Raw genomic sequence first — 12,367 nt, forward strand, 5'->3', positions numbered from 1 at the left:
GCCGGCCATCGGCCTGCCATTGCGCATGCGCCGCCAGCGGCATGCTGCAGCTGCCGCCCAGTGCACGCGAGACCGCGCGCTCCGCATGCACCGCCAGCCAGCTCGGCTCGTGCGTCAGCGCCCGCAGGGCGGCCCACAGCGCCGGATGGCGCTCGGGCGCATCGGCCCGCAGCTCGATGCCGAGCGCCCCCTGGCCCGCGGCGGGGATCATCGCGTCGGCCTCGAACACGCTGCGGATGCGCTCGGCCAGACCCAGGCGCTTCAGGCCGACAGCAGCCAGCACGATGGCGTCGTACTGGCCTTCGTCGAGCTTGCGCAGGCGGGTGTCGAGGTTGCCGCGCAGCGGCTCGATGCGCAGGTCGGGCCGGCGGGCGCGCAACTGGCTCAACCGCCGCAGGCTCGAGGTGCCGACCACCGCGCCGGACGGCAGCGCGGCCAGGTCGGCGTAGCGTGGGGAGACCCAGGCGTCACGCGGGTCCTCGCGCTCCAGCACCGCGGCGAGCACGAAACCGACGGGCAGGTCCATCGGCACATCCTTCAGCGAATGCACCGCGAGGTGGGCGTCACCGGCCTCCAGCGCGGTCTCGAGCTCCTTGACGAACAGGCCCTTGCCACCGACCTTGCTGAGCGTGCGGTCCAGGATCTGGTCGCCGCGCGTCGTCATCCCCAGCAGCTCGACCGGCGCATCCAGGCGCGCGCCGAGCAGTGCGCGCACATGCTCGGCCTGCCACAGCGCCAACCGGCTCTCGCGGGTCGCGATGACCCAGGCTTGTGTGCTCGCTTCCATGCGGGAATGCTAGCAGCGCCTCGGGCCGCACCGAAGCCGCTGGCATGAGCGCTGCTAGCATCCTTGCGCCTTCGGGCCAGCCCCTTCCACTCGACCCTCCTTCCGCCCATGGCCACCGCCAAGACCCCCCGCAGCGCCGACCGCGGCGCCGACAAGAACCGCCCGCTGATCGAGGACATCCGCCTGCTCGGCCGCATCCTGGGCGACGTGATCCGTGAGCAGGAGGGCGCACCGGCCTTCGAGCTGATCGAGCGCATCCGCCAGCTCGCCGTGGCCTACCGGCTCAAGCGCGACACCCAGGCCGGCCGCGCGCTGGACCGATTGCTGAAGAACCTGTCGGTCGAGCAGGCGGTGTCGGTGGTGCGCGCCTTCAGCTACTTCTCCCATCTCGCCAACCTGGCCGAGGACCGCCATCACGTGCGGCGCCGCGAGCACCACGAGCAGCTCGGCCACGTGCAGGAGGGCTCGCTGGCGATGAGCTTCGAGCGGCTCGCCAAGCGCGGCGTGCGCGCCACCGAGATCGCCGATCTGCTGGGCCACGCCTACCTGTCGCCGGTGCTCACCGCCCACCCGACCGAAGTGCAGCGCAAGAGCGTGCTCGACGCCGAGCGCGCGGTGGCCGAGCTGATCGGCGCGCGCGACACGCTGCCGACGCAGCGTGAGCGCGCCGCCAACGAGGCGATGCTGCGCGCCCGCGTCACACAGCTGTGGCAGACGCGGCTGCTGCGCACCTCCAAGCTCAGCGTCGCCAACGAGATCGACAACGCGCTGTCGTACTACCAGAGCACCTTCCTGCGCCAGATCCCCAAGCTCTATGCCGAGTTGGAGGCGCTGCTGCCGGGCTTCGAGGTCGCACCGTTCTTCCGCATGGGCAACTGGATCGGCGGCGACCGCGACGGCAACCCCAACGTCACGGCCGAGACGCTGCGCCTCGCGCTGGCACGCCACAGCGAGACGGTGCTGCGCTTCTACCTGACCGAGGTGCACGAACTCGGCGCCGAGCTGTCGATCTCGGCGCTGCTGGTGCAGGTCACGCCGGAGCTGCAAGCGCTGGCCGACCGCTCCGGCGATCACAACGCGCACCGGCTCGACGAGCCCTACCGCCGCGCGCTGATCGGCGTGTACGCGCGCCTCGCCGGCACATTGACGGCGCTGACCGGCACCGAGGCGCTGCGCCACGCGGTCGCGCCGTCCACGCCCTACGCCACCGCCGAGGAGCTGCTGGCCGACCTGCGCACCGTCGAGGCCTCACTCGCCTCGCACCACGGCGCGGCGCTCGCGGCGGCGCGCCTCAAGCCGCTGATCCGCGCCGTGCAGGTGTTCGGCTTCCACCTCGCCACCGTCGACCTGCGCCAGAGCTCCGACCAGCACGAGGCGGTGCTCGCCGAGCTGATGGCCGGCGCCCGCATCGAGGCCGACTACGCAGCGATGCCCGAGGAGGCCAAGGTCGCGCTGCTGCTGGGCCTGCTCAACGACGCGCGCAGCCTGCAGGTGCGCGGCGCCGTCTACAGCGAGCGCACGCGCGGCGAGCTGGCGATCTTCGAGGCCGCGCGCGAGGGCCGGGCCCTCTATGGCCACGCCGCGATCCGCCACTGCATCATCTCCCACACCGAGACGGTGAGCGACCTGCTGGAAGTGCTGGTGCTGCAGAAGGAAGCCGGCCTGCTGCAGGGCACGCTCGACACCGACGCGCGCTGCGACCTGATCGTCGTGCCGCTGTTCGAGACCATCACCGACCTGCGCCAGGCCGCGACCATCATGCGCGAGTTCTACGCGCTGCCGGGCGTGCTGCCGCTGGTGCTGCGCAGCGGCGCCGACCAGTACTGCGAGCAGGACGTGATGCTCGGCTACTCCGACAGCAACAAGGACGGCGGCTTCTTCACCAGCAACTGGGAGCTCTACCGGGCCGAGACCGCGCTGGTCGAGCTGTTCGAGCCGCTCAAGCGCGAGCACGGCCTCACGCTGCGCCTGTTCCACGGCCGCGGCGGCACCGTGGGCCGCGGCGGCGGCCCGAGCTACCAGGCCATCCTGGCGCAGCCTCCGGGTACCGTGAACGGCCAGATCCGCCTCACCGAGCAGGGCGAGGTGATCGCGTCGAAGTACGCCAACCCCGAGATCGGCTGGCGCAACCTCGAAACCCTGGTGGCGGCGACGCTGGAGGCCACGCTGCTGCCGCCGAAGCGCCACGCGCCGAAGCTGTTCCTCGACACCGCCGACACGCTGTCGCAGCTCAGCATGGCGGCCTACCGTCGGCTGGTCTACGAGACCCCGGGCTTCGCCGACTACTTCTTCGCCGCTACGCCGATCCGCGAGATCGCCGAGCTCAACATCGGCTCGCGGCCGGCCTCGCGCAAGGCCACGCGCGCCATCGAGGACCTGCGCGCCATCCCCTGGGGCTTCAGCTGGGGCCAATGCCGCGTGGCGCTGCCGGGCTGGTACGGCTTCGGCTCGGCCGTCGAGGGCTTCCTGGGGGACGCGCCCAAGCTGCGCAAGGAGCGCCTCGCGCTGCTGCAGCGCATGCATGCGCAGTGGCCGTTCTTCGGCACGCTGCTGTCCAACATCGACATGGTGCTGGCCAAGAGCGACCTGGCGATCGCGACGCGCTACGTGGAGCTGGTGCCGGACAAGCGCGCCGCGAAGAAGATCTTCGCGGCCATCCAGGCCGAATGGCAGCGCACCGATGCCGTGCTGGCCGCCATCACCGGCGAGCCGCGCCGGCTGGCCGGCAATGCGGCGCTGGCGCGCTCGATCGAGCACCGCCTGCCCTACATCGATCCGCTGAACCACCTGCAGGTCGAGCTGATGCGCCGCTACCGCGCCCAGCAGGGGCGCGGCGAGCTGCACGAGCGCGTGCAGCGCGGCATCCACATGTCGATCAACGGCGTGGCGGCCGGGCTGCGCAACTCCGGCTGAGCGCGGGGCTCAGCGCGCCGGCTCGGCCGATCCGGCCGGGGACGGCGCGGCGGCCGCCTCGTGCGCGTGCTCTGGGTGCGCTTCGCCGCTGGCGTGATGGTGCTCGTCCGTCAGCGCGGACATCAGCGCCATCGCGCCCAGGCCGGCGGCCAGCCAGGCGAGCTGGGTCAGCGTCTCGCGCCAGGCCAGCCGGCGCTGCAGTTGCGGGATCAGGTCGGCCACTGCAACGTAGATGAAGCTGCTGGAGGCGATCACCAGCAGGTAGGGTACCCAGGGATCGAAGGGCTGGATCACGAAGTAGCCCAGCACACCGCCGACCACTGCCGCGAGCCCGGAGATCGCGTTGTAGACCAGCGCGCGGGCGCGCGAGAAGCCGGCGTTGAGCAGCACCATGTAGTCGCCCACCTCCTGCGGGATCTCGTGGGCGATCACCGCCACCGCGGTGGCCACGCCCAGGTGCGGGTCGGCGAGGAAGGCGGTGGCGATCAGCACGCCGTCGCAGAAGTTGTGGATGCTGTCACCGAGCAGCACGCTCCAGCCGCCGCGGCCGGCCTGCTCGGCATCGAAGTGGTGGTGGTGGTGGTGGCCATCGCCCTCGTGGTGGTGGCTGTGGCGGTAGAGCTCCACCTTCTCGAGCAGGAAGAAGAACAGCAGGCCGCCGAGCAGCGTGGCGAACAGCGCCTGCGGCGAGCCACCGGTCTCGAAGGCCTCGGGCAGCAGCTTGAGCAGCGCGGTGCCGAGCAGCACGCCGGCCGACAGGCTGACCAGGTGGCGCACGATCAGCGACAGCACCGAGACCGTCAGGCCGGCCGCGATCACGACCGACAGCACGCCGCCGGCGAAGGTGGCCAGCACGATCCACAACAGGGTCATCGACATGTTCTTCTTTCTTCTCTCACTCTCGCTCGCTCGCTGCTCGGTCCGCTAGTGTGCGTCGTCGGGCAAAACAAAGCCGCGCCCGAAGGCGCGGCTCGCTCTGGGGGCCGGCGGCCGGATCAGGCCACGCCGTTCGCCCTGAACCAGGCCAGGCAGCGCTTCCAACCGTCGTCGGCCGCCTCCTTGCGGTAGCTCGGCCGGTAGTCGGCATGGAAGGCATGCGGCGCGTCGGGGTAGACGACGAACATCGACTGCTTCGCCGCGGCGTTCCCGGCCGCCAGAGCAGTTTTCATCTTATCAACGGTGTCAAGCGGGATGCCGCCGTCCTTCTCGCCGTAGAGGCCGAGCACCGGGCCATTCAGGCTGCCGGCGACGTCGACCGGGTGCTTCGGCGCGAGCGGCGTGGCCTCGCCGACCAGGCGGCCGTACCAGGCCACGCCGGCCTTCACCTGCGGGTTGTGCGCGGTGTAGAGCCAGGTGATGCGCCCGCCCCAGCAGAAGCCGGTGACGCCGAGCCTGGCGCGGTTGCCGCCATTCGCGGCCGCCCACGCGACGGTGGCGTCGAGGTCCTGCATCGTCTCGGCGTCGCCCTTCTTCGACACCACCTCGGCGATCAGCTTCGGGATGTCGCTGTAGGCCTTGGCGTCGCCCTGGCGCACGAACATCTCGGGCGCGATCGCGAGGTAGCCTTGCTTCGCGAAGCGCCGCGCGATGTCGGCGATGTGCTCGTGCACGCCGAAGATCTCGCTGATCACCAGCACGATGGGCAGGTCGCCCTTGCCGGCCGGCGCGGCGCGGTAGGCCGGCAGCGCGAAGCCACCGACCGGGATGCTCACCGGTCCGGCCGTCAATCCGGCCGTGTCGGTGGCGACGGTCTGCGCGGACACCGGCAGCACCGCCGCGGCGAAGCCGGAACCGAGCGAGGTGGCGACGAAATCGCGCCGGCTGAAATCACGCGTCGGGGTCAGGCTGTCGAGATCCTGCTTCAGCATCGTTCGCTCCAGTGTCGGGGTGCGGCGGATTCTAGGAAGAGGCTGCCGGCCCTGCCGTGGTGAGGGTGGCGTCACCGAATGCAGGGACAATCCCGACCATGCCGACGACCGCCCTGCCCGAGTTCCCCGAAGCCGCCCCGCTGGCTGCCATCGACATCGGCTCCAACAGCTTCCGCCTCGAGATCGGTCAGCTGATCCGGGGCCGCTACAAGCGGATCGACTACCTGAAGGAGACCGTGCGCCTCGGTGGCGGGCTCGACGCCGACGGCCGCCTGAACGAGGAGGCCCAGCTGCGTGGGCTTGCCTGCCTGGCGCGCTTCGCACTGCGGCTGCGCGGCTTCGCGCCGGCCCAGGTGCGTGCCGTGGCAACCCAGACGCTGCGCGAGGCCAGGAACCGCGACGCCTTCCTGGCGCGAGCGCGCACCGTGCTCGGCCACCCGATCGAGGTCATCTCGGGCCGCGAGGAAGCGCGCCTGATCTTCGCCGGCGTGGCGCGCCTGCAACCGAGCGAGCGGCCGCGCATCGTGATCGACATCGGCGGCCGCTCCACCGAGATGATCCTCGGCCAGGGCCGCACGCCGCGCCAGGCCGAGAGCTTCCAGGTCGGCAGCGTGAGCCTGTCGATGCGCTACTTCCCCGACGGCCGCTTCACGGCCGACGCCTTCCGCGCCGCGCAGGTGGCGGCCGGCGCCGAGCTCGAGGAGGCGCTGCAGCCCTTCGCACCGGGACAGTGGATCGAGGCGCTGGGCTCCTCGGGCACGGTGGGTGCGGTGTCGCAGCTGCTGGCGGCCAACGGCATCAGCGACGGCGTCATCACCCGGTGGGCCTGCGCTGGTGCATCGAGACCTGCCTCGCCGCCGGTCACCAGGATGCGCTGGACCTGCCGGGGCTCAAGCCCGAACGCCGCGCGGTGCTGGGCGGCGGCCTGTCGATCCTCTACACGCTGGCGCTGCAGTTCGGCATCGACGCGCTGCAGCCTGCACGCGGCGCCCTGCGCCAGGGCGTGCTGTTCGACCTGGCCGAGCGCCTGGAGGCGGCGCAGGCCCCGGCCCGCCACGCGCACCGGCAGGACATGCGCGACACCTCGGTGCACGAGCTGCAGCGCCGCTTCGGCAGCGACCTGTCCCAGGCCGCGCGCGTGCAGCGCCTGGCCGGTTCGCTGTACCGGAGCACCTCGACGCCGCGCAACGGCCACACCGAGGCTGCGCGCGAGCTGGCCTGGGCCGCAGCGCTGCACGAGATCGGCATGTCGGTGTCGCACCACGACCACCACCGCCACAGCGCCTACCTGCTGGCGCACGTGGACGCGCCGGGCTTCTCGCAGAGCCAGCAGCGGCGCGTGGCGGAGCTGGTGCTCGGCCACCGCGGCAGCCTGCGCAAGCTCGATTCCACGCTGGATCAGGAGGCCACGCTGTGGCCGGTGCTCAGCCTCCGCCTCGCAGCGCTGTTGTGCCATGCCCGCAACGACGTGCCGGAGCGGGTGGTGGCGTTGCGGCGCACCGACGACGGCGCGCTGCTCCGCATCGACCGCGCCTGGGCCGACGGCCATCCCCGCACGATGCACCTGCTGGGCGAGGAGGTGCGTGCCTGGGAACGGGCCGGCCGCCTGAAGCTGGCGGTCCGCACGGGCGGCTGAGCACCGCCGCTCCCGTTCAGAGCAGGTCGGGCCCCTGCACCGCCTGCAGCACGACCTGCACCACGCCTTCGCGCTCTCGGTGCCGCAGCCACCAGACGGCGCCCTTGCGGATCGACCAGTAGCGCTCGGCTTCGGCCAGCAGCCGCGCCGCCACGAAGCCCAGCGTGGGCTGGTGGCCGATCACCAGCACCGGCTCGTTCGAGTCCGGCCAGCGTGCCGCGGCCAGCAGGTCGTCGGGAGTGCCCTCGGGGGCGAGCGCCGCCACGGTCCTGAAGCTGCGGTCGAGCGCGCGCGCCGTCTGCTGGGCCCGCAAGGCCGGGCTGACGAGCACGCGCGTCGATTCGGCCAGGCGCTGGTTCAGCCACTCGGCCATGCGCTGCGCCTGCCGTTCGCCCTTGGCGGTGAGCGCCCGCTGGGTATCGGCCTGCCCCTCGCGCAGCAGGTGCGCTTCGGCGTGACGCCAGAGGATCAGGTCCATGCCGCGTCCGGAGGCCCGCTCAGGCCGGGTGGTAGCGCGTCATCAGCGCCTGCTGGGCGCTGGGGCCGTCGGCGCCGATGCGCTCGTAGCGACCGTCGGCGAGCTGGCGCCAGGCATCGCGGCGGTCGTGCAGGTAGGGCAGCAGGCACTCGTCGATCACGCGCTGCCGGTCGCGCACATCGCGCACCGGCCAGGCCACCTCGATGCGGCGCAGCATGTTGCGCGTCATCCAGTCGGCGCTCGACAGGTAGAGCACCTCGTCGTCGTCGGTCGGCCCCCAACGGAAGTACAGGATGCGGGTGTGCTCGAGGAAGCGCCCCACCACCGAACGCACGCGCACACGCTCGGTGACCCCCGGCAGGCCCGGCGGCAGCATGCAGGCCCCGCGCACGACGAGGTCGATCTCGACGCCGGCCTGCGAGGCCTCGGCCAACGCCAGCATCAGCGGCTCGTCGGTCAGCGAGTTGATCTTCACGACGATGCGCGCGGCCTGGCCGCTGCGCGCTGCCTCGGTGCAGCGCTGGATGAATCGCAGCATCTGACGGTGCAGGCTGCTCGGCGCGAGCAGCAGCTGCTTCGGCGCCTTGCCGCGCGTCAGGCTCGCGAGCTGCTGGAACACCAGGTCGATGTCGGCGGTCAGGCCGCCGTCGGCCGTCAGGCAGCCGATGTCGGTGTAGAGGCGTGCCGTCCTGGGGTTGTAGTTGCCGGTCGACAGGTGGCCGTAGCGCCGCAGCAGCGGGCCGCGAGCACCCGCCTCGCGGCGTGTGATCAGCAGCAGCTTGGCATGCGTCTTCAGGCCGACGATGCCGTACACCACCTGCGCACCGACCGCCTCCAGGCGCTCGGCCCAGTTGATGTTGGCCTCTTCGTCGAAGCGTGCCTTCAGCTCCACGACCGCCATCACCTCCTTGCCGCGCCGCGCCGCCTCGAGCAGCAGGTCCATCAGGACCGACTGCGCGCCGGTACGGTAGATGGTCTGCTTGATCGCCAGCACGTCGGGGTCGTGCACCGCCTCGCGCAGCAGTTGCACCACCGGCTCGAAGCTTTCGAACGGGTGGTGCATCAGCACGTCACCCTGGCGCAGGCGCTCGAACATCGAGCCCTGGGCCCCCTCGCCGCGCGGCAGGCCCTTCGGCCAGGCCCATTCGTAGGGAGGGAAGCGCAGCGCGTCGGCTTCGGCCTGGTCGATCAGCTGGTTCAGCCGCACCAGGTTCACCGGCCCGTTCACGTGGTACAGCGCTGCATCGGGCAGGCCAAACTGCTGAAGCAGGAACTCGCTCAACTCCTCCGGACAGGTGGCCACCACCTCGAGCCGGATCGCCTGACCGAAGTGGCGCGTCGACAGCGAGGAGCGCAGCGCCTGGCGCAGGTTGGTCACGTCGTCGTCGACGTCGAGGTCGGAATCGCGCGTCACGCGGAACTGCGAGAAGGCCTCGACGGTGCGGCCGGGGAACAATTCCTCGAGGTGGGCGCGGATCACGCTGGACAGCAGCACGAAGGCCTGCCGCCCGGGCGCCAGCGGCTCCGGGAGGCGGATCACGCGCGGCAGCACGCGCGGTACCTTCACGATGGCGATCGAGTTGTCGCGCCCGAAGGCGTCGCGCCCGCCGAGCTTGACGATGAAGTTGAGCGACTTGTTCGCCACCTGCGGGAAGGGGTGGGCCGGGTCCAGGCCGACCGGGACCAGCAGCGGCCGCACCTGACGCTGGAAGAAGCCGTCGACCCACTGGCGCTGCGCGGCGTCGCGCTCGGCGTGGTTGAGCACCACGATGCCTTCGCGCTGCAGGGCCGGCATCACCACCTCGTTGAAGGCAGCGTACTGCGCATCGATCAGCGCATGGGCCGCAGCGGCCACCTCCGCCATCTCGCGCGAGGTGATGCCCGAACCGGGCAGCCGGGACGCCTCCAGGTAGTCGGCGAAGCGCACCTCGAAGAACTCGTCCATGTTGGACGAGACGATGCACACATAGCGCAGCCGCTCCAGCAACGGCACGTCCTCGCGCAGGGCCTGGGCCAGCACGCGGCGGTTGAATTCGAGGATAGCCTGCTCGCGGTTGAGCCAGGCCAGGGCATTCGGATCGGCAGGCTCGTCGGCAGGCTCGTCGGCAGGCTCGTCGGCAGGCTCGTCGGCAGGCTTCGGGAGGGCGCTCATCCTAGGAGTCTATGAAAGTCGTGCGACAACTTCATGACAAGCGGCCCCAAGAAAAAAGGGGCTGCGGATGCAGCCCCTCGTCAGAACCCCGATCCATCGGGGTGCTCGATGCCTCGATCAGAAGTCGTGCTTGATGCCGAAGCCGACGATCGATGACTTCTCACCCGCTTCCGTCGCGCCCAGCGTCACCTGCGTGCGGATGGACGCATTGGCGCTGGCATCGACGTAGGCAAACTGCCCGTACAGCGTGGTGCGCTTGGACAGGGCGTAGTCGTTGCTCAGGACCAGCGTCTTGGTGTTGTCGTCGGCAGCGACCTTTTCCTTGCCGTAGTAGTAGGCGACCGTGGCGGTGTTCTGCGGATTCCAGCGGAAGTCCGCGCCGATGCCGAAGTTGTTGGTCTTGCCGACCTCGTCGCCGACAGCGTCGTCCTGGGTCCCACGGTGGTACAGCGCCTTGATGGTGATATCGCCCAGCGGCACGGCCACGCCCACGCCGTAGCGCTTGGTCTCGGCCTGAGTGCCCGCGCCGATGCCACGGATGGCCTGGTACGAACCCGACAGCACGACCGGGCCGCTGTAGCTCACGCCCAGCGAAATCGTGCGGCCTTCCGAGAAGGCGCCGGCTTGCTCGCCGAAGCCGTACAGCACGCCGAGGCTCACGGGGCCGAATGCACCGCTGTATGAGATCGAGTTGCTGGTGAAGATGCCACCGAAGTTGTTGCCACCCAGGTCGTTGCCGGCCGGCAGCTGGACCGCCGCGTAGCTCAGCAGGCCCGACAGCGATTCCTTGTAGCCGCGCGGCTCGGTGCCCAGCTCGGCGATCAGCGCCGGGCTGTACTGGCGACCGGCCAGGACCGTGCCCCAGCCGCCCGAAAGGCCGACGTTGGCTTGACGGCCGAAGATGCCGTTGATGGTGGTGCCGCCACCGAAGCGGCTACCGCCGGTGCCGGAGTCGAAGTCGCTTTCGAGGTTGAACACGGCCTTCAGTCCACCGCCGAGGTCTTCGCTGCCCTTGAAGCCCCAGATGCTCGGCAGGATGCCGCCGTTGTGCAGCTCGGACAGCGAATCGCCCGAACCAGCGACCTTGCTGGTGTACTGGAAGCCGGAGTCGATGCGGCCGAAGATCGTCACGGTCTGGGCGCTGGCCACGCCGGCCGTCGCCAGCACGGCGCCAGCGATGAGCGAGCGTTTGACAAGGGTGTGAGCCATCGTCTTTTTCGTCATGGTGTCTCCTCGTTATGGGAAGGTCTTGGATCAGTTTCGACATGTCGCGGCCAAAACCGCAGGTGTTAGCGCGCAATCGCTATGCCAGTTGCTCAATCCGCGCCGAAGAGGCCCGTCTGCGCCGCAATGGCGCAGACGAAGGGGCGAATGAGCAGCCCGAACCCAGGAAACAAGGGATAACACCAAGGGGGGTCGCAAGCATGTGTTCCCACGGCCCATGACACATTTCCGTTCCACCTGTCACACAGTGATCGGCGGGTGGAACAACCGTTCAGCGCGCCTCGGCCGCGGCGGCAGAGCGTGATGCGCGGCCCACCGCAGCGCTCCGCAAGCGCCGTGACAGCCGGCCCGGGTAGCCTTCGGTCGCTTCGATGGCTTCCCCTATGATCTGCCCGGTTCCGGCCACGCCGGGGCGGCGGCGGGAGCCGCGGGCGTGCTGTCACCCGCCTGATTCGCCACGGGAACTGCAACAACAAGATCGGAGCGTCCGTTGAAACTCGAGACCCAAGGCCGCATCGGCCGTGCCCTTGTCGCGTTCAGCCTGCTCGGCAGCGTCGCGACGGCCACCTTCGCGGCCGACGAAGACTGGCGGCTGCGCGTCGGCCCCGGCCGCATCGCCTTCCACGAGCAGATCACCCTCAGCATCGGCGGCGCGCCGGTCCCCGGCGCCGGTGCCAAGCTGTCGGACGACACGACGCTGCTGGCCGAGATCGGCTACCGCTTCACGCCCGAATGGTCGGCCGGCCTGACCGTCGGCATCCCGCCCACCACGGACATCGACGGCACCGGCAGCGCCGCGGCCTTCGGGCGGCTGGGGGAGATGAAGTACGGGCCGCTGGCGCTGACCGGGCAGTACCAGTTCAACGCCGGCGGCAGGCTGCAGCCCTATCTCGGCGCGGGCGCGGTGTACTACCTGGTGATGGACGAGAAGGACGGTGCGGTCGCCGGCCTCACGGTCGACAACGCCTGGGGTTCGGTGCTGCAGGCCGGCGTGGACTACAAGCTCTCACCGACGCTGGGCCTGTTCGTCGACGTGAAGAAGCTCTTCCTCAAGACCACCGCCAGCGGCAACCTGCCGGCGCTCGGCGGCGCCCCCGTCAAGGCCGACGCGAAGCTCGACCCGCTGGTGATCCAGGCCGGGCTGCTGCTGCAGTTCTGACGGCACCAGCAGGTCGATGAACTGGTCGCACACCGAAGACCAGTCGAACTGCTGGGCGCGTGCCCGAGCGCCCGCACGCGGCAGCTCCAGCGCGCGCAGCGCGGCGGTGCGCAGGTCCTCGTGCAGCACGCCGCCGCGCGAGTCGCCGAC

At 70.6% G+C, this 12,367-nt stretch carries 8 protein-coding genes and 1 pseudogene; 3 read left to right on the forward strand and 6 right to left on the reverse strand.

Annotated elements, in window-relative coordinates; translation table 11 throughout:
- Positions 1-787: hydroxymethylbilane synthase (gene hemC, locus x551_RS12820; RefSeq protein ID WP_036248825.1), on the reverse strand; the 787-nt coding region annotated here is incomplete at its 3' end.
- 108 nt (positions 788-895) lie between these two features.
- Here hemC and ppc point away from each other — a divergent pair.
- Entirely contained in the window at positions 896-3,700 is a 2,805-nt protein-coding gene (gene ppc, locus x551_RS12825) for a phosphoenolpyruvate carboxylase (RefSeq protein WP_051512003.1), read from the forward strand.
- A gap of 9 nt (positions 3,701-3,709) precedes the next feature.
- Here the strand turns inward: ppc and x551_RS12830 are convergent, their stop codons facing one another.
- Both x551_RS12830 and x551_RS12835 read right to left on the reverse strand, forming a co-directional pair.
- Positions 3,710-4,573 carry a ZIP family metal transporter gene (locus tag x551_RS12830; RefSeq protein ID WP_051495754.1) on the reverse strand — a complete coding sequence of 288 codons (864 nt, stop codon included), beginning with the start codon at positions 4,571-4,573 and terminating at the stop codon, positions 3,710-3,712.
- Between the two features lie 122 nt (positions 4,574-4,695).
- Positions 4,696-5,568 carry a dienelactone hydrolase family protein gene (locus x551_RS12835; RefSeq protein WP_036233049.1) on the reverse strand — a complete coding sequence of 291 codons (873 nt, stop codon included), beginning with the start codon at positions 5,566-5,568 and terminating at the stop codon, positions 4,696-4,698.
- A gap of 98 nt (positions 5,569-5,666) precedes the next feature.
- On the opposite strand from x551_RS12835, the pseudogene x551_RS28205 reads away from it, so the two are divergent.
- Positions 5,667-7,204 (forward strand): annotated as a pseudogene (locus tag x551_RS28205) (Ppx/GppA phosphatase family protein).
- A gap of 16 nt (positions 7,205-7,220) precedes the next feature.
- On the opposite strand, the gene x551_RS12845 reads toward x551_RS28205, so the two are convergent.
- The 3 genes from x551_RS12845 to x551_RS12855 form a co-directional block, all read right to left on the reverse strand.
- The gene (locus tag x551_RS12845) at positions 7,221-7,682 is read right to left on the reverse strand and encodes a histidine phosphatase family protein (protein ID WP_011830583.1); all 462 of its coding nucleotides are present in this window, start codon (positions 7,680-7,682) and stop codon (positions 7,221-7,223) included.
- Positions 7,683-7,701: 19 nt separating this feature from the next.
- Positions 7,702-9,834 (reverse strand): polyphosphate kinase 1, encoded by a 2,133-nt coding sequence (gene ppk1 / locus x551_RS12850; RefSeq protein WP_036233047.1) that lies wholly within the window; start codon positions 9,832-9,834, stop codon positions 7,702-7,704.
- Positions 9,835-9,951: 117 nt separating this feature from the next.
- Positions 9,952-11,058 (reverse strand): porin, encoded by a 1,107-nt coding sequence (locus x551_RS12855; RefSeq protein WP_051495753.1) that lies wholly within the window; start codon positions 11,056-11,058, stop codon positions 9,952-9,954.
- 490 nt (positions 11,059-11,548) lie between these two features.
- Here x551_RS12855 and x551_RS12860 point away from each other — a divergent pair, with 490 nt between their 5' ends.
- Complete coding sequence (locus x551_RS12860; RefSeq protein WP_081782239.1) at positions 11,549-12,217, forward strand: OmpW family outer membrane protein; 669 nt, start codon at positions 11,549-11,551, stop codon at positions 12,215-12,217.
- Positions 12,218-12,367 lie beyond the last annotated feature (150 nt).

This window comes from Methylibium sp. T29 (genome assembly GCF_000576205.1).
Lineage (GTDB): Bacteria > Pseudomonadota > Gammaproteobacteria > Burkholderiales > Burkholderiaceae_C > Methylibium > Methylibium petroleiphilum.

What these genes read in the sequence shown, in the direction of transcription:
- ppk1 (WP_036233047.1), bottom strand. Translation starts at nt 9,834, where the DNA reads ATGAGCGCCCTCCCGAAGCCTGCCGACGAGCCTGCCGACGAGCCTGCC.
- x551_RS12835 (WP_036233049.1), bottom strand. Translation starts at nt 5,568, where the DNA reads ATGCTGAAGCAGGATCTCGACAGCCTGACCCCGACGCGTGATTTCAGC.
- x551_RS12845 (WP_011830583.1), bottom strand. Translation starts at nt 7,682, where the DNA reads ATGGACCTGATCCTCTGGCGTCACGCCGAAGCGCACCTGCTGCGCGAG.
- ppc (WP_051512003.1), top strand. Translation starts at nt 896, where the DNA reads ATGGCCACCGCCAAGACCCCCCGCAGCGCCGACCGCGGCGCCGACAAG.
- x551_RS12855 (WP_051495753.1), bottom strand. Translation starts at nt 11,058, where the DNA reads ATGACGAAAAAGACGATGGCTCACACCCTTGTCAAACGCTCGCTCATC.
- x551_RS12830 (WP_051495754.1), bottom strand. Translation starts at nt 4,573, where the DNA reads ATGACCCTGTTGTGGATCGTGCTGGCCACCTTCGCCGGCGGCGTGCTG.